This is a genomic window from Acinetobacter sp. ANC 4173, from assembly GCF_004331255.1.
In the GTDB taxonomy this organism is placed as follows: Bacteria; Pseudomonadota; Gammaproteobacteria; order Pseudomonadales; family Moraxellaceae; genus Acinetobacter.
The window spans coordinates 466,693-484,573 of sequence record NZ_SJOF01000001.1; the positions used below are offsets into that span (position 1 = coordinate 466,693).

The following is a 17,881-nucleotide window of genomic DNA, read 5'->3' on the forward strand; positions in this document are numbered from 1 at the left end:
GTACCTTCGCTGGCCTTACTACACGTCGCTTGAATTTCACAAAATAAATGCAGAAATCAGACAAGCGAGACGATAAAGGATTGCAGTTCTAACGAACTAAGATTTTAATCTCGAAAGATTATTTCTTAGGACGTTTAGTACCGTATTTAGAACGTGACTGGTTACGATCTTTCACGCCAGCACAGTCTAAAGAACCACGAACGGTATGGTAACGTACACCTGGTAAGTCTTTAACACGACCACCACGGATAAGAACAACACTGTGCTCTTGTAGGTTATGGCCTTCACCACCGATGTAGCTAGAAACTTCAAAACCAGAAGTTAAGCGAACACGGCAAACTTTACGCATTGCTGAGTTAGGTTTTTTAGGTGTAGTTGTGTAAACACGTGTACAAACACCACGACGTTGTGGACAAGCCTTCAACGCAGGAACTTTAGATTTTTCAACTAAAGTCGTACGACCCTTGCGGATCAACTGATTTGTTGTTGCCATATGGCAATTCTCCCGTTAATAAAAAGCCCCAAAAAATACTACTTTTTGAGGGCATGCAATTGTAAGTCAAGATGCAAAAATGGTCAACATTCGAGAACCCTTTATCCGTAAACCATCTCGCTTTTCTTGACGTTTTTTAAACAATTTTCGAGGTTTATTTTTCATTCGGTGGGATTGGCTTTTTTGTAACCCTTTTTGTAGGTACTTTACGTGGACGCTTTACAGCCACTGTTGGCTCTGCCAAAGGGTTTTCAATTTTTTTCGAAACGCCATCCACAATAACCTCTATAGCATCACTACTTGTTGAGGTTAATGCAGGCTGTTGCTGCTTTACTTCTGCCTGTGGTTCAATCAAATGATCCGCCAATTTTTCTAAGCCCTGCTCAATTTGCTGTTGTTGTTCCGTGTCATGGTTTGGTTTTGGCGTAGTTTTTTTCTGTACGTGAACTTTGGTAATATTTTTATTATTTTCCAATCTGGTCTCAACTACAGCATTGATGGACTCTGCCTCAAGCAAACTTGGTTGAACCGTTTCGATCAATAGTTTTGGTGTCGCTTGTGATAATAACGCCAATGAACGTTCATACGCAGTGACCACTGAGAGTTCGAGGTCTTTATGTTGCTGGATATATTGACGTGCTTGAGCAAAAACCACTTGTGCTTTTTGATTGACATCCTCTATTAGCTTCCAACTATATACTGCACTTAACGTCGCACTCGCAACAGGCGTCAATTTGCCTAGGAAGCTATAGTTCGGGACTTTATTCATCCAAGCCCATTTATAATCACCCTGCTCATTGTGTAGCCACTTTCTAAGCATTTCAATGTCATTGCTTGAGCCCAATAAATGCTGCAACTGCCCAATATCATGCTTTTGCAACATTTTAGACACGGTTTTAACTGCCATTAATAAGGCTTGCTTCTCTGCAATGATTCCTAAATCAATTTGTTTGAAAATAAATTGAATAATCTCTTGTTCAGTATCTTTATTCAGTTCAAAGCCATAAGATCGCCCGACCTGATAAATGGTTCTCAGTGACAAAATTAAAGACAATGGAATATCGACACTTGAACCAATGGTACCCGTTGCCCCTGTAAGCAGGCCTTGTAAAGATGCAATCCATTTATTTTGTTCTGCTAAAGCCTGACTAATCCGTTTAGAACGATCAATATCTTGTGTTAAGCTTTCCAGATCACGCACCCCAGCCTGATCTAAAACGTCATCGACAGAACTGATATCTGAACTAAAAGCATTCAGTTTTTCAAAAAAATAGTCGCTAATTTTGTCGGTATATTGTGGTGCAACAAAATTCGCCACATTATTCACTTTTGAATAATGACGCCCTAAAAGCTGTCGGGAAACTTGCGGAAAATGTTCTCGTAAAATCTGCTGTGCATCTTGATATTTTTGGGTCTCAAAAGCAGATTTAGAATATGCTTTCCCCTCAATAAATGCTGAATTTCCCGCGCCTTGCGGATAAGCCGAAATAGAGCCTGGTGCAACATGTTGCAAAACATCGATTCCTGTTTGGCTGAGCTTTTTAGCCACTCCAAAGGCATTTGAGAGGAATCCTGTTGATTGTTTATTATTAGCTTCTGTCATTCTTGACCCTTCTTGTTCAATTCTTTCATTTCTCGCTAAATACTAGGTATAGTCTAAGTTTATCTCAACATCAAACTGTTTCTTTTAGTTAAGAACTTTGCCTAAATTCACTTTTTTCCTTTCTTCCAAATACACATCATATTTGCCATAAGAATTCAAAATTCTTTCTGCTATCATGATTGCAAATCAAACATATGAAGACTTGTAGCATAAAGGTTCTCCCCTGATTGCATACAGTCATGCGAAATATCACCATATAAGGGATCTGTAGATGAAACGTGTTGTAATTACTGGTATGGGCATCAACTCATGCATCGGTAACACTTTAGAAGATGTCACTCATTCATTGCAAAACGGGATTTCTGGAACACGTTTTAACCCGACTTATGCTGAACTTAATTTCAAAAGTCACATCAGCGCAGCAGCAGAACAAAATTTCGACCACATTGACCGCAAATTAAAACGCTTTATGGGCGTATGTGCAATGTATGCGTATAATGCTGCAGTTGCTGCGGTAGAAAATGCTGGTCTGACCGCAGAGCAAATTGGTGGCAATCCTCGCTATGGTATTGCAGGCGGTTCAGGTGGCGGTTCAACAGCATCTGTCATTGAAATGAAAGAATTACTCGACACTAAAGGTGCGCGTAAAGTTGGTCCTTTCTTCGTGCCACGTAACATGTCGAACACCATTACTGCGAACGTAGGCGTAGCATTTAAAATGCAAGGTGTTGCTCATACCATTACTAGCGCTTGTGCGACATCTGCTGATGCTATTGGTTATGCCTACAACCTGATTCAACTCGGTAAACAAGACTTAATGCTTGCCGGTGGTGGTGAAGAAGATCACTGGTCTCAAAGTTTGTTGTTTGATGCGATGGGCGCACTGTGCTCGAAGTACAATGACACACCAGAAACAGCGTCTCGTCCATACTCTGCTGACCGTGACGGTTTCGTGATTGCTGGCGGTGGCGGTTTCGTGGTACTTGAATCGCTTGAACACGCTCAAGCACGTGGTGCCAACATTTTAGCTGAAGTTGTTGGCTATGCTGCAAACAGTGATGGTGCAGACATGGTTGCCCCATCTGGTGAAGGCGCAACACGTTGTGTACTTATGGCCTTAGAAGAAGCAAAACAACACGGCGTAAATAAGATTGACTATGTGAATACGCATGGTACGTCTACACCTGCAGGTGACGTAACTGAATTATTGGCAATGGAACGTGCATTTGGTGAAGGTCAAGTTCCTCCACTTAGCTCGACCAAGTCAATGACAGGTCATAGCTTGGGTGCTGCTGGTGTACAAGAAGCGATCTACTCAGTCCTAATGATGCAAAATGACTTTATTGCACCAAACATCAACGTGACTGAACTGGATGAAGGCGCAAAACCATTTGATATCGTGCTTGAAAAACGTGACGCAAAATTGAATACTGTGATGAGTAACAGTTTCGGTTTTGGCGGCGTAAATGCATGTCTCATTTTCAAAAAGTGGGAAGGCTAAGCTGCCCATTTTAGGGTGACTTGATGGATGCTCCTTCTGATGCTTTTTTGTGGGTAAAAGCATTACATATTATTGCCGTGGTGTGTTGGTTCGCAGCATTGTTTTACTTACCACGGCTCTATGTTTACCATGCCATGAGTGATGATGCCGTCAGTCATCAACGTTTCGAAGTCATGGAACGCAAGTTGTACCGTGGCATTATGTGGCCGTCGATGATTGCAACACTGATCACGGCACATTTCTTGGTGGATTGGGGTGATGCAACGCGCCACTACCACGAAGCCTTGTGGTTTTACCTGAAAGTTGGCTTAGTTGGACTGTTGGTGATTTACCATTTTGTCTGCGGTTATTACCGTAAGAAATTGATTGGTAACGCCCATTACAAGTCACACAAGTTTTGGCGCTTCTTTAATGAAATGCCGACCCTAATTTTATTTGCTGTGGTGATTTTAGTCGTGGTTAAACCAACGTTTTAGAATCCCCGAAATGAAAAGCCCCGATTGATTCGGGGCTTTTTTAATGTCTGTAAGAAATCAACAGTACAACTAAAGACCAGTGCTACAACCGTATCCAAGCTTGACGAATTTTCAAATTGAGCGGGGTCGAATAATACTTTTCAATCGCCCAACTCAAAATAAACACCGCGATAAAATAAACAGGCAACAACATCAACTTTTCAGCCGCTACAGTTTCTTTGGGGAAATACACCACTTTCATTAAGCCGAGAACAATTAAGTGAAACAGATACATTTCATAGCTACGCTGTCCAATCCAGACCAAACTCCGTGCCGCGTATGCGACAGGTTTAACTTTGGGATCTTGTGCAAAACAAAATATCAGTAACGCCGTAAGTAGCGCAAATACACTGATACTCCATGTACTCACCTCTTTGATCGGTGCATAAAAATATAAAGCACTCATCAGAAGTACGGTCACAGCAACGATCACTTTGGGAGTGTAAATGGCAGCTTTAAAATGCTGCGCATACATTGCGGTGAGGCAGCCAATCGCAATGCCATCAAAACTAGAGAAATAGTGATACAGATAGGCACCGCTTTGCTCGCCAAAATATAAAGCACGAAAATACGGTGCATAAACGATAACGGCGAGTAGAAAAACAATAAAGCCTTTACCTCGACCAAGTGCTAAACACAGGACAGGAAATGCTAAATAGAAGACTTCTTCAACCGATAAAGACCACAATACGCCCAAAGCATAGTTGACCCAACCGTATTTGATAATCAATAGATTCAGCCAGAAGCTCAAGGCAGAAAGGATAGTCATGGCATAAGATACGTCTACACCATTCGGCGACTGATTCATGAATGGTTTGAGTTCCAAAGCACCTAGTATCGTTACCATGAGCACCAGCAATACTAAGCACGGCATGATTCGGGCAATACGACGAATATAAAAATCTTTCAGCTTAATCTGCGCCAAAGATCCACTACGTTGTAAGGTATGCTGGGTAATCAAAAAGCCAGAAATGACAAAAAACATGGTCACACCATAGTTGCCATTCCTTGCAATTAAGGTACTTAAGCTTTCGCCTCCAATTGGGATACCGAGAAACGTATCGTGTAATTTATACGGAATATTGAAATGGTGAATCAGTACCAAAAGAATGGACACTCCGCGCAGAATGTCGATTTTATAATTACGCATAGACCGTTGTTAGAATTTTAAAGTGCTTTATTAAAAGTGAAACCTTCTGATTTAAACAGCTTTGATACCTAAAATCATACAATTATGTAACACTTGATTAGAGTCCATTTATTTAGCTCAAACAAAAAGAAAGCCCTGCTTACGCGGGGCTTTCTCTCAAAGATCACGTAAAGGATCCGTTTTACTTAGTTATCAAGTTGCTGTCCTAACAGACGTTTTTTCACACGTGGTAAATACAACACACGATAAGTAGTGGCCAAAATAATTAACCACACTGGGCTAATGATTAAAGCACGTAACGTATCAGGTTCTAAACTTAAAATGACCAAGGTAAAGAAAAGGAAGATCAATACCACATAAGACATCCATACCCCACCTGGCATTTTAAACTTCGATTGTGCATGCAATTCAGGACGCAGTTTACGGTAGCGTAAATAGCTCACCATAATGAGTCCCCAAATACTGATAAATAGAATTACACACAATGAACTTGCCAAGGTAAAGGCTTCCACGGTGTTCGGTACAAAGTACTGTAGCGCCGCACCGGCCATAATAAAGATGCAAGAAAATAACAAGCCTTTGGCTGGAACTGCACGACTAGATAATTCACCCAAACCTTTAGGTGCTTGACCACCGCGAGATAAGCCAAATAACATACGACTGGTCGAGAACACGCCACTATTCATAGAGGACATGACGGAAGACAGTACCACCAAATTCATAATCACTGCTGCCCCACCAATCCCTGCATGTAAAAACAGGCTGACGAATGGACTTTGGTCCGCTGGAATTTCATTCCACGGTGTTACTGACATGACAATAAATAACGCTAACACATAAAACAGAATGATTCGGGTGGGAATGGCATTCACTGCTTTCGGTAAGTTCTTTTCAGGATCTTTCGCTTCAGCCGCCATGGTTCCAATCAATTCCACGCCTACAAACGCAAAGAGTGCAATCTGGAAACCTGCCAAGAAACCACTGACGCCTTTCGGGAACATGCCACCATGCGCCCAGACATTGCTAAAGCTAGCCACTGAGCCTTGCGGTGCTTGAAAATGACTGAACACCATAAAGCCACCAATCACAATCAAGCCTAAAATGGCGAGAATTTTGATCAGTGCAAACCAGAATTCAATTTCGCCAAATAGCTTGACGGTTAAAAGATTCAGTCCAAGGACAAACAATACACAACCCGCACTGATTAACGCTTGCCCTATAGGCGTAAACGCCATATCGGGTGGTAACCAGAAATTCAGATAATTAATAATGGCCGCAAGGTCAGCAATGCCGACTAAGACCCAACCCAGCCAATACGACCAGCCGATATAATAGCCCGCTGCAGGACCAATTAAATCGTGTGCCATATCGATGAAAGATCTGTAATGCAGATTGGAGAGTAGAATTTCACCTAATGCACGCATGAGGAAAAAGAACATACCGCCAATGATCATATAGATCAGTAAAATTGAAGGTCCAGCGAGGGAGATGGTTTTCCCTGAACCCATAAATAAACCTGTACCAATAGCTCCGCCAATTGCAATCAATTGTAAATGACGATTAGAGAGCTTGCGTTGCAACTCGTGGGTTGCCTGTTCAGCTTTTGGCTCACGCATTGTGGTCATAACTCAACATCCTTTTTAAATTCCTTTATCGGACTTAACCCAGATCTAGCTCCTCTCGAGCAATACAATTCACCTAGGGTTAAGCCTGTGTCCTTAACAATGCAATCCTTAACCTTCGTGGTTAATTAGCTGATCACATTGCTCGTTGCTTACATCCTCCATTCCATGGAAGAGTGCTTACTTTTGTGCCGCAATTACCGCAATTTCAATGAGCCATTTCGGATTGACCAAATCGGCTTGAATCGTGGCACGTGCAGGCGTTGCATGGTCTTTCAACCAATCAATCCAAATTTCATTCACCACTGAAAAATCCGACAAATCTTTCAGAAAAAGCTGTGCTGAAAGAATTCGGCTTTTATCACTATTGGCTTGTGCCAAAAGTTGATCAATGGTGTTTAATACATCTTGCGTTTGTCCCGTAATATCCAAATCAGGATTTTTTGGCACCTGACCTGATAAATACACCACGTTGTTAAAAACCGTCACGGCACTCATTACAGGAGTGGTATTAAAGCGCTGAATATCTTGTTGTGACATGGTTAAAATTCCTTATTCCTGAATTGAAAAATTGACACGCGCAGTGACTGCACACATCAGTTCATAGCCAACGGTGCCAGAGGTTGCTGCAACCTCATCAATCGGCAATACCGCCCCAGTGCTCGATTGCCCCCACAACACCACTTCACTGCCAATTTGAGCATCTGGAATTGGATCAAGGTCAACGGCAAGCATGTCCATGCTGACACGGCCTAAAGTACGGGTACGAATGGAGTTCACCAACACAGGGGTGCCCGTCGGTGAGATACGTTGATAACCATCGGCATAGCCACAAGCCACAATACCGACCCGCATTGGTCGATCTGCGACAAAACTTGAGCCATAGCCAATACTGTCGTTTGGATTTAACTGTTGAATGGCAATGATTTCACTGCGCAAACTCATACTCGGTTGTAAATTCCAGTCCTGAATAGTATGCGTTGGAAAATCTGGAGAACTGCCGTACAGCATGATGCCGCTACGTGCATAATCCGAACGTAACTGGCTGGAGTATCTTAAAATTGCGGCACTATTACTGACCGAACATGGCCCTGGATACTGTTGCAAAATCTGCTGGAACACTTGATGCTGATATTCAATTCCTGATTGTCCTTGACGTTCACCATCGGCATCCGAGAAATGCATCATGTGTACCAATTCTTTGACTGAAGCTAAATCCTTCAGTTTTTTCCACACGCCGACATAGTGTTCTGGTGTGAACCCTAAACGATTCATGCCATTGTTCATTTTTAAGAACACTTTGAATTGTGCTGCAACGGGAAACTGCTGTAACCATTGAATTTGCAATTCATTGTGCACAGTAAAATTCAATTGATACTGTGCACAATCATATAAATCTTGCGCTGAAAAAATCCCTTCTAGTAACAGGATTTCCCCTGTCCAGCCCAAAGCACGAATACGTTTGGCTTCTTCGATATCAAGCAATGCAAAACCATCGGCAGATTTAAAGGCCTGATACACGCGTTCAATGCCATGCCCATAAGCATTGGCTTTGACTACGGCAAAAACTTGGCTGTCTGGCATTGCGGCACGCGCAATTGCCAGATTATGTTTGAGTGCGGATTGATGAATCACCGCAGTAATTGGACGTGGCATAACTCTTCTTCCTTAAAGTTCAAACAACTCCCTGAATTCAGGAATTATGCTGCACTTAAATAACGTTCAATCGATAGCCCATCAATGCTAATGTCTGGTTTATGGTTCATCACCAAGTCACTGATCAACTTGCCTGAACCACATGCCATGGTCCAACCTAAGGTGCCATGTCCTGTGTTCAAGAACAGATTTTTAAAGCGAGTCGCCCCAATAATTGGCGTACTGTCTGGGGTCATTGGGCGTAAGCCAGTCCAGAACGTTGCATTAGGTAAATCACCGCCAGGGAATAAATCTTTAGTGACCATTTCTAGTGTGCCACGGCGGTCATCATTCAATTTCAAGTTAAAACCGCTTAACTCGGCCATCCCGCCCACACGGATACGTTGATCAAAACGAGTAATCGCGATTTTGTAAGTTTCATCCAGTACCGTGGATTGTGGTGCGAATGCAGGATCAATAATTGGCACCGTCAATGAATAACCTTTGACTGGATAGACAGGTAGATTTAACTCAAGTGGTTTTAAGAAATCACGTGAATAACTACCGAATGCCAACACATAACGGTCAGCAGTCAGCACTTGACCATTCACCACTACACCTTTAATTTCATCGCCTTCAACCACTAAACGCTCGACGTTTTGGTTAAACAGGAACTTCACACCATTGGCTTTGGCAATATCTGCAAGCGAATTGGTGAACTTATAGCAATCGCCCGTTTCGTCATTTGGTAAGTGTAAACCACCGACCAATTTATCTTTGGCAAAGCCTAGTGCAGGCTCTACGCGAGCCAAGTCATCTTTCAATAACAATTCATGTGGCACGCCACACTCTTTTAATACTTGAATATCTCGTTGTACCGCTTCTAATTGCGCTTCATTACGGAATACCTGTAATGTGCCTTTTGAACGGTTTTCATAACTGATACCTGTGTCTTTACGCAATTCACGTAAACAATCACGGCTGTACTCCGCCACACGGGTCATACGTTCTTTATTGATTGAATAGCTTTGCGCATTACAGTTTTTCAGCATTTGTGCCATCCACTGTAACTGCCACATGCTGCCATCCATATTAATCGCCAATGGCGCATGATGCTGGAACATCCATTTGACCGCTTTAAACGGAATGCCCGGTGCTGCCCAAGGAGTCGAATACCCTGGCGAAATTTGCCCTGCATTACCAAAACTTGTTTCTTCTGCTGGACCTGTTTGACGGTCCAATACAGTGACTTCTGCTCCCTGCTGCGCAAGATAATATGCACTTGCTACACCAATTACACCACTACCTAGAACAATTACGCGCATTTCCTTTCTCTCACTGCTTCACCAGTTTATTTAACTAGTATATTTCTACATCAATAGTGAATTTGACTGATTTAATAGGTATAGTTGAGATATATTCATGCCCATTTCACTAAATAAAGGCTAAAAACAGGGAAAAACTTATGCGTAAATTAGACCGTGTAGATCGCCTGATTTTGGATATTCTGCAAATAGAAGGACGAATTGCGATTAGTGAATTGGCTTCTCGGGTCAATTTATCCACCACGCCCTGTTCAGAACGAGTCAAACGACTGGAACGCGATGGCATTATTACGGGCTATCATGCACGGCTTAATCCTGCACTGGTCGACCGAAATTTACTGGTGTTTTTAGAGATTAAACTTTCTGCCAAATCGGGTGATGTGTTTGACCAAGTCGCACGTGATTTGGTCGAAATTCCCGAAGTTTTGGAATGTCACTTAATTTCAGGCGAATTCGATTATCTGGTCAAAGCACGCTTAAAAGAAATGAGTGCTTACCGCCGCTTACTGGGAGATTTACTCAAAAAACTCCCCTCCTCTGCTTCATCGCATAGCTATATTGTGATGGAAGAAATTAAAGAAACTTTATATTTAGATATGCGCTAAACGATGTTACGCTCGGGTGCATTTTGAATTACTGAACCTCCATCATCCTTATTTAATTTTTGGAATTTTTGCATCATGTTGAATAAACTCATGTCGAGCTTAGGTCTACAAGGCATTCAGGTTGATACCCGCATACATAACAGCCAACTCGAAGCAGGGCAAGTCCTGAATGGGGAGGTGATTTTTACTGGTGCTTCCTCCAATAAAAGCATTAATGGCATCTACTTAAAATTAATGACCACCGCTGAAGTCGAATCGAATGACTCAGAATACAACGCCAATTTAACGATTGCGGAATGGCATATTAGTGGTGCATTTGAATTACAAGCCAACCAGACTCACACCTTGCCGTTTTCAATTCAATTGCCCTTTGAAACACCCTTGACCGATCTGGCGTGTCGCAGCAATAAAACCCGTGTTTGGTTACATACTCATTTAGATGTCGATTGGGGGCTAGATGCCACCGATAAAGACTATCTACAGATCACCCCGACGCCAACCATGCACAGCTTTATTCAAGCCATGCAACAATGTGGTTTTCACTTGGTGACAGCCGATGTTGAAAAAGGGCAACTTCGTGGCAATGGGTTTTACTCGACCCTCGGCTGTTATCAAGAATTAGAGTTTAAACCTGCGCAGTTCTTTAGCGGCATCAATGAAATTGAAGTGTCCTTTGTGGCAGAGCAACATCAAACACATGTGTTGTTAGAGGTGGATCGTAAATTTAGAGGAGATGGCTTTAAAAGTTTTAGCATTCCACATCAACATGCCAATCCCACAGTTTTAGCCAATGAAATTCGCAGAACATTAGGCATATAAAACCAAGCACCTCACTTTTCAACAAGGGAAAGTGAGGTGCTTAAATGGATCAATGATTGATTAAATCAGGTTCAACAAATCGGCAAAGCGTTGAATTCGAGCTTTGGGTTGAGCTGCATCAAGTTCAGTCATAGAGCCATAACCATATTCCACAGCAATAGTTTCAATACCATTGCTACGTGCGCCGAAAATATCATGTTCTCGGTCACCCACCATCAAACATTCCTCAGGCTGAAGCTGCTCTTGTTCTAGAATATAAGCAATTAACTCCCCTTTATTGGTTCGTTCACCATTCAGTTCACTGCCATAGGGATATTCAAAATACTGTAATAAATCAAAATGATCTAAAATCTGGCGTGCATAAACTTCGGGTTTTGCGGTTGCCAAGAACAAGCGATAACCTTTATTTTTTAACGCCGCTAAAGTGTGTGCAACATCTTCAAACACATGATTTTCAAATAAACCTGTGACTGAAAAACGTTCGCGATAACCCAATAAGGCTTGATCCGCCAACACATTATGAGGGTCAACATTTAAAATTTTAGCCAAAGACGCTTTCAACGGCGGACCAATAATCCAGTCAATATTCTCTGACTCAGGAATCGGGTGCCCCACTTTTGCCAAACCATAACGTGCAGAAGTGGTAATCCCGACTTTGGGATCTGTCAGTGTTCCATCTAAATCAATCAAGATATTCTTAATCATTGTCCAACCCAATAAATTACGCTCGAGACTTCGCTCAAAGTTGCCTATACTATCGCAAATCTCATGAATGAAGGAAATGTACATGCGCCCGACTGTACTGTGCTTTTCGGGTTTAGACCCTTCTGGCGGTGCTGGCTTACAAGCGGATATTGAAGCGATTGGTCAAAGTGGTGCGCATGCCGCAATTGCATGTACCGCACTGACCATTCAAAACTCCCAACAAGTCTTTGGCTTTGAAGCAACCTCCAAAGCATTGCTTTTGGCCCAAGCACATGCCGTAGTGGGTGACCTCCCTATCCAATGCGTGAAGTCTGGCATGCTCGGTACCACCGACAATATTGCCGCTTTGGCTGAGTTTTTACGTGAACATCCAGAATATCGTTATGTACTTGACCCTGTTTTGGTCGCAAATAGTGGTGGTTCTTTGGGTGATCAAGCGACACTGGTCAAAGCGTTTGTTGAGTTGATTCCATTGGCCACTATTCTTACCCCAAATACGGTTGAACTGCGTGCTTTAACGGGCGAACAGGACTTGGAAGCTGCCACGCAGAAACTGTTTGCGATGGGAGCAAAAGCAGTTTTGGTGAAAGGCGGGCATGAAAATACTGCCGACTATATTCGCAATGCCTTATATATCGATGGGGAGTTTGTAGCTGAAAGCCATTGCCCACGTCTGGCAGGTGAATATCATGGTTCGGGCTGTTCTCTCGCAAGCTTTATTGCAGGTCGTCTCGCGATGGGCGATGAATTAAAAATTGCGGTGCAACATGCAGAAACGTGGTTATTTGGTGTATTAAAACAAGCGGAAACACCTGTACCGAATGGACAGAAAATTCCGAAGCGTTTCTAAGTTTTCGCTTTCATTTATAAACCCACAGCTCAAGCAAGCGCTGTGGGGTTATTTTTACTCACTGTGTTTGATCTTTAAATTTTCAATATGCTGACGATTGGTTTTCCATGACTTTTCGAGTACTTCTTTTTCAATCCGTAATTGAATCCGCTTCAACTTCATCGGTGGAATCATCACTTCTTGAAAGTTTTTCACATAATCCGTCCAACCCGCCCCACGAAATACATGCTGTGGCATCTGGGTTTTAAATTCACAATCAGGCATAAATACCACCAGAGAATGAATGAACTGAGGCTCAACAATATCTGATAACACCGCTTCTAACACCTTTTGGTGTTTATAGTTTTGATGCAATGGATTTTGAAACTTAAAACTCTTTTTATAAATTTTCTGTGTCCACATTTTTTGATGCTGACTGCCAAAAATCCAGCCTTTATAGTTTTTGGTTTCAATCACAAAAATACCAAAAGGACTCAGCAAAATATGATCAATTTGGGTGGTCTGATTTTGCTGATCTGGCAGAGTACAATCATTAAGTAAGGTATAACTATCTTGATCTAAATAAAGTTTGGCATGAGCTGCAACCGCAAACTCCCCCATTTTTCCTTTTAAATAAGGTTTAAATGCTTTGAGGATGCCTATAACGATAAATAGCAATAATATCCATCCAAAGGTGGACAGTAGCGGCGCGAAAATCTGTGCAATCATTTTACTTAAAATTATAAAGAATTTAGTTTTTCAGTTTATTCCAGTTGTTCTATTTTTAAAAGAATCTCTTTATTGCTTAAACCACCTGCAAAGCCCACCAATTTACCGCTTGAACCAATCACCCGATGACACGGTGCAATAATCGAAATTGGATTTTTGCCATTGGCCGCCCCAACTGCACGTACCGCTTTGGGATTGCCTAATTGTTCCGCAATCTGTTTATAACTGCGGGTTTCACCAAACGGAATATTCAGCAAAGCTTGCCAAACCTGCTTTTGAAATTCTGTTCCTTCAAAATCTAGAGGCAGATCAAACTGCTGACGTGTACCGGCAAAATATTGCATGAGCTGCTGTTGCGTTTGCAGCAAGATGGAGTGATCGTGCTGTTCGACCAATTCCGCCAACCGCACACGTTTGGGATTTTCATTTTCCCAGAGTACCGCAACCAACGCGGTATCATGCGCAACTAATTTCAACTGCCCAACAGGAGAAGCCATATACATAAATGCAAGTTTCATCGCCTGCTCCTGTGGTATTGAGAAATAAAAATATGACTGATTATGAAGATGAAAGCTTCATCAATACAAGCCCTGCAATAATTAAGATGGCGGCAAGCATGCGCATAGCCGTCGTAGGCTCACCTAAAATAAAAATCCCCACCAGAAAAGAACCGATTGCACCAATTCCTGTCCAAATGGTATATGCCGTTCCTAAGGGTAAAGTGCGCATTGCATACGCCAATAATGCAAAGCTTAAAATCATAAAAATGAGGGTGATAATACTGGGACCAATTCGGCTAAAGCCTTCTGACAGCTTCATTGAATATGCCCAGACAATTTCAAAAATACCCGCAAAAATAAGTACAATCCAAGCCATGACAACCTCCAAATTTGAATAAAGATCAGGTCGTCCTGACGAATTTTCTTGGTGCATCTTTTAAAATTTAAGCACCAAGGGAGGTCGTTCCTCCTTATATCTGTCCAAAATTATACTGGATATGGCGCTTTTATGGTGCAAAACCATGATGCAATAACATTAAATACACCGATAAAAAATAAGGCTTTAAAACATTCATTTTAAAGCCTTATCGGTTTGTTGAACAAAATAAAATGTGTATCAACTCAGATCTTAGAACTTAAAACGAATGCCTGCACCATAAAGCCAGCCTTTTTCAGAGTCACTCGCAGTCTGCCAAGGTGTTGCATCGTTGCCTTTTGAATATTCATAAGCAAGGTCGATATAAGGCATGATCTTTTTACTGATTTCATAACGGGTTTCCAAACCCGCCACCATATTACTCAAACCTGTTTTTTTGGCATATTTAGAATCATCATTAAACACAAGATCTAAATCCAAATAAGGTTTCAAAATCAGTTTTTGCGAAAGCAATAAGTCTCGCTCGGTTTCCAGACTAAAGCCTGAGTACTGATCTGCACCTGCATATAGATAGGCATCTGTTTCAAAGAAATACGGCGCCAGACCATGTAAACCAATTACGGCATCCCATTTTTCTTCCGTATCTTTACGATGCTGATCTAACTCGACTTTTTCGACACGGTAACGTGTACCGATTTGTGCATCCCAAAAGTCTGAAATCATTCGGCTATAAAGTGTCTTTACCTCATATTCAGCCGCATGCGACTCATGCTTATCCAAATGCGCTTTAATAAAGAGTTTATTTTCATCCGTACCAATACGAGTTTCAAACTCAGATTTTAAAGTGCCTTTCCCCTCTTCATTCAACAACCACTTATTATCCAAAGTCGTGATCGCATAAATCTGAGCACCATGTTCTGTACGGTGATCATGTCCTGAATGTATGTTTTCAGATGGTTCTTCTTTCCCCTGAATTTGTTGATGATGCGAATGATCAGTTGATTGTGACGCTTGTACTGGTTTGACCGAATCAGGAGCTGAAGTCATGCTAGGAGATGCCATCGGTTGCATACTGGAATGATCCATTTCAGCCTGCTGACCCTGTGATTCGCTTTGCTGTTGATACACGGTAGGGTCTTGCTGTGCTTGTGCTAAGCTCAGCTGACTCAGCAACAACAAAGAACCCACCAGAACAGTCTGCGGAAATACATTAATGCTGCGCATGTTGATCTCCCTGCTGCTCAGTGTTGGCTTGTTTCTTTTTAGTATTGCGAGATTCTTTTTGTGAAGATGGTGCTTTCGAACTAACGGGCATTGTCATCTGCGGCATATTGGAATGATCCATAGTGTGCATCTGATGCTGCATTTGAGAATGATCCATCTGCTGATCTTCTGATTCAGTCATAGACTGATGTGCAGCATGTACCTGTTGTTCTTGTGCGAAAGCCACTTGGCTCAATAATAATGAACTGAGGAGAACCATTTTCGGCAATAAATTAGTGGTGTGCATGTTGCTCTCCTTGTTGTTCTGTACTTGAATTTTGAACTTTAGACTGGCTCGCTTCTGATAAAGGTGTAGTCGATACTTTGCCATCTGTCACATTGGCAACAATTAGTTTATTCATCATGCCAGCGCTCATGTGATACAGCAAATGACAATGAATCGCCCACTCACCGAGTTCATCCGCAGTTAATAACGCCGTCACAGTTTTTGCAGGTGGAACTACAATGGTGTGTTTATTCGGCATATCAACCGCTGCTTGCCCATTTTCCAACTGCATAAACATGCCATGCACATGCATCGGGTGCGCCATCATGCTGTCATTGATAAATTTGATGCGAATACGTTCGCCATACTTCACTTTCAGTGGCTCAGCATCACTAAATTTTTTCCCATTGATGGTCCACATATAACGTTCCATGGTGCCGCCTAAACGAATCACCAGTTCACTGCTTGCTTCACGGGTATCTGGCTGTGGAGTTAATGATTTTAAGTCACTATATTGCAAAGCCTTATCACCTGCTGGCGTAGAAGCATTTGCCCATCCCTCAACCACAGTATTCTTCTGAGTCGATGTCATCTGTTGATGCTGTGAATGATTCGTTTCTGACATTTCCATATGATTCATCATTGAATGATCCATACCTTGCATTTCTGCGTGGTTCATCTTCGAATGATCCATACCTTGCATTTCTGCGTGGTTCATCATTGAGTGTTCCATGCCCTGCATTTCTGCATGATTCATCATTGAGTGTTCCATGACCTGCATTTCTGCATGATTCATCATTGAATGATCCATGCTCTGCATCTCTGCATGATTCATCGTTGAATGATCCATACTTGAAACTGAATGACCACTGCCATGTCCCATGTCTGCCATATTCAACAAGGCACGCGGTCGAGCTTGTGGCATCTGTATAGCTGGCTTCACAGGAGCTAGTTCATTCTGCAAGGTCCCAATGGCAAAACCTGAACGATCAATGGATTCTGCTTCAATTTGATAATCTGCTTGTTTTGGCTCAACAATTACATCGTAAGTTTCAGCCGTTCCAATACGAAATTCATCGACACTCACAGGCTGAACAGGTTGACCATCCGCACTGACCACTGTCATTTTTAAGTTCGGAATCCGCACGTCAAAAAAAGACATGGCGGAAGCATTAATGAAGCGTAAACGGACTTTCTCATTCGGCTTAAACAGTCCAGTCCAGTTTTGTTCAGGCGTTTTACCATTGACCAAAAAGGTATAGCCCGTCACATCGGACAGATCCGTTTTCAGCATCCGCATCTGATTCCACATTTTACGATCAGACCATGTGGCTTTCAGTCCATCACGTTGAATTTGCTGCCATACATTGCCCAAAGTTTCACGTTGGTTTTGATAATATTCGGCAGAAATTTTTAAATTTTTCTGGATTTGATCACTTTTTTGTTCATGAAAATCCGACAGCATCACCACATAATCACGCTCAGTTTTTTCATGCTTTGCTAAAGGCTGTTTATTTTTCGGATAAATGACCAGCGCACCATACAAACCATCTTGTTCCTGTCCTTTGGAATGGGCGTGATACCAATAAGTTCCATTCTGGCGAACTTTAAAACGGTAGACAAAATCTTGATTGGATTTAATGCCTTTAAACCCATTAAAACCAGGCACACCATCCATCAAACCAGGCAACAATAAACCATGCCAATGTAGGGATGAATCCTGATTTTTTAAATTATTATGTACGTGAATGACTGCATTATCACCTTCTTCAAATTCAAGTAATGGCGCTATAAACTTGCCGTTCACTGTAATACGTTTCAGCGGTTTACCTGTAACATTGACCAAACCTTCATCAATGCTCAGGTGATATTCTTTCACCGCAGCCAAAGTCCAAGAAGATGAAAATATACATAGCCCAATCAAAAGGCTTTGACGAAATAAAATAGACATGACTTAACCTTTATTCGAAATTAATAAAAATTTT

19 protein-coding genes are annotated in these 17,881 nt (G+C 42.0%); 5 read left to right on the top strand and 14 right to left on the bottom strand.

Features of this window, described 5'->3' with window-relative positions:
- Window positions 1–118 precede the first annotated feature (118 nt).
- Together rpsL and E0H94_RS02155 are read right to left on the bottom strand one after the other, a co-directional pair.
- Window positions 119–493: a 30S ribosomal protein S12 gene (gene rpsL, locus E0H94_RS02150; RefSeq protein WP_002050319.1), complete on the bottom strand. Its 375-nt coding sequence runs from the start codon at window positions 491–493 to the stop codon at window positions 119–121.
- Between the two features lie 154 nt (window positions 494–647).
- Window positions 648–2,096 (bottom strand): EcsC family protein, encoded by a 1,449-nt coding sequence (locus E0H94_RS02155; protein ID WP_131324908.1) that lies wholly within the window; start codon window positions 2,094–2,096, stop codon window positions 648–650.
- A gap of 271 nt (window positions 2,097–2,367) precedes the next feature.
- Between E0H94_RS02155 and E0H94_RS02160 the strand changes: the two genes are divergently transcribed.
- Together E0H94_RS02160 and hemJ are read left to right on the top strand one after the other, a co-directional pair.
- On the top strand, window positions 2,368–3,597 hold the full coding sequence (locus E0H94_RS02160; protein ID WP_131324909.1) for a beta-ketoacyl synthase N-terminal-like domain-containing protein: 1,230 nt from the start codon (window positions 2,368–2,370) through the stop codon (window positions 3,595–3,597).
- A gap of 23 nt (window positions 3,598–3,620) precedes the next feature.
- The gene (gene hemJ, locus E0H94_RS02165) at window positions 3,621–4,073 is read left to right on the top strand and encodes a protoporphyrinogen oxidase HemJ (protein WP_004694935.1); all 453 of its coding nucleotides are present in this window, start codon (window positions 3,621–3,623) and stop codon (window positions 4,071–4,073) included.
- Between the two features lie 82 nt (window positions 4,074–4,155).
- On the opposite strand, the gene E0H94_RS02170 is transcribed toward hemJ, so the two are convergent.
- From E0H94_RS02170 to E0H94_RS02190, 5 genes are all read right to left on the bottom strand, one after another.
- Window positions 4,156–5,262 (bottom strand): acyltransferase family protein, encoded by a 1,107-nt coding sequence (locus E0H94_RS02170; RefSeq protein ID WP_131324910.1) that lies wholly within the window; start codon window positions 5,260–5,262, stop codon window positions 4,156–4,158.
- Between the two features lie 185 nt (window positions 5,263–5,447).
- Complete coding sequence (locus E0H94_RS02175; protein WP_131324911.1) at window positions 5,448–6,887, bottom strand: amino acid permease; 1,440 nt, start codon at window positions 6,885–6,887, stop codon at window positions 5,448–5,450.
- Window positions 6,888–7,064: 177 nt separating this feature from the next.
- A complete protein-coding gene (locus tag E0H94_RS02180; protein ID WP_131324912.1) occupies window positions 7,065–7,424 on the bottom strand; it encodes a RidA family protein in 360 nt (119 codons plus the stop codon).
- 12 nt (window positions 7,425–7,436) lie between these two features.
- Window positions 7,437–8,540, bottom strand: coding sequence for an alanine racemase (gene alr / locus E0H94_RS02185; RefSeq protein WP_131324913.1), 1,104 nt, complete (start codon window positions 8,538–8,540; stop codon window positions 7,437–7,439).
- 44 nt (window positions 8,541–8,584) lie between these two features.
- The gene (locus E0H94_RS02190; RefSeq protein ID WP_131324914.1) at window positions 8,585–9,844 is read right to left on the bottom strand and encodes a D-amino acid dehydrogenase; all 1,260 of its coding nucleotides are present in this window, start codon (window positions 9,842–9,844) and stop codon (window positions 8,585–8,587) included.
- Window positions 9,845–9,984: 140 nt separating this feature from the next.
- On the opposite strand from E0H94_RS02190, the gene E0H94_RS02195 reads away from it, so the two are divergent.
- Entirely contained in the window at window positions 9,985–10,449 is a 465-nt protein-coding gene (locus E0H94_RS02195; RefSeq protein ID WP_116762760.1) for an Lrp/AsnC ligand binding domain-containing protein, read from the top strand.
- Window positions 10,450–10,524: 75 nt separating this feature from the next.
- Window positions 10,525–11,268 (top strand): sporulation protein, encoded by a 744-nt coding sequence (locus tag E0H94_RS02200; protein ID WP_131324915.1) that lies wholly within the window; start codon window positions 10,525–10,527, stop codon window positions 11,266–11,268.
- Window positions 11,269–11,328: 60 nt separating this feature from the next.
- Here the strand turns inward: E0H94_RS02200 and E0H94_RS02205 are convergent, their stop codons facing one another.
- A complete protein-coding gene (locus E0H94_RS02205) occupies window positions 11,329–11,973 on the bottom strand; it encodes an HAD-IA family hydrolase (protein WP_131324916.1) in 645 nt (214 codons plus the stop codon).
- A gap of 82 nt (window positions 11,974–12,055) precedes the next feature.
- On the opposite strand from E0H94_RS02205, the gene E0H94_RS02210 reads away from it, so the two are divergent.
- Complete coding sequence (locus E0H94_RS02210; protein ID WP_131324917.1) at window positions 12,056–12,823, top strand: hydroxymethylpyrimidine/phosphomethylpyrimidine kinase; 768 nt, start codon at window positions 12,056–12,058, stop codon at window positions 12,821–12,823.
- Window positions 12,824–12,877: 54 nt separating this feature from the next.
- Here E0H94_RS02210 and E0H94_RS02215 read toward each other — a convergent pair whose 3' ends face one another.
- The 6 genes from E0H94_RS02215 to E0H94_RS02240 form a co-directional block, all read right to left on the bottom strand.
- Window positions 12,878–13,531 (bottom strand): nuclease-related domain-containing protein, encoded by a 654-nt coding sequence (locus tag E0H94_RS02215; RefSeq protein ID WP_131324918.1) that lies wholly within the window; start codon window positions 13,529–13,531, stop codon window positions 12,878–12,880.
- Window positions 13,532–13,566: 35 nt separating this feature from the next.
- Window positions 13,567–14,049, bottom strand: coding sequence for a methylated-DNA--[protein]-cysteine S-methyltransferase (locus E0H94_RS02220; protein WP_131324919.1), 483 nt, complete (start codon window positions 14,047–14,049; stop codon window positions 13,567–13,569).
- Between the two features lie 40 nt (window positions 14,050–14,089).
- Window positions 14,090–14,407: a DMT family transporter gene (locus E0H94_RS02225; RefSeq protein ID WP_131324920.1), complete on the bottom strand. Its 318-nt coding sequence runs from the start codon at window positions 14,405–14,407 to the stop codon at window positions 14,090–14,092.
- Between the two features lie 252 nt (window positions 14,408–14,659).
- Window positions 14,660–15,631: a copper resistance protein B gene (locus E0H94_RS02230; protein WP_131324921.1), complete on the bottom strand. Its 972-nt coding sequence runs from the start codon at window positions 15,629–15,631 to the stop codon at window positions 14,660–14,662.
- Window positions 15,618–15,917, bottom strand: coding sequence for a hypothetical protein (locus tag E0H94_RS02235; RefSeq protein WP_131324922.1), 300 nt, complete (start codon window positions 15,915–15,917; stop codon window positions 15,618–15,620). Before E0H94_RS02235 ends, E0H94_RS02230 begins: the two co-directional genes overlap by 14 nt.
- Entirely contained in the window at window positions 15,904–17,847 is a 1,944-nt protein-coding gene (locus E0H94_RS02240) for a multicopper oxidase domain-containing protein (protein WP_131324923.1), read from the bottom strand. The genes E0H94_RS02235 and E0H94_RS02240 overlap by 14 nt, the downstream gene beginning before the upstream one ends.
- Window positions 17,848–17,881: the final 34 nt, after the last annotated feature.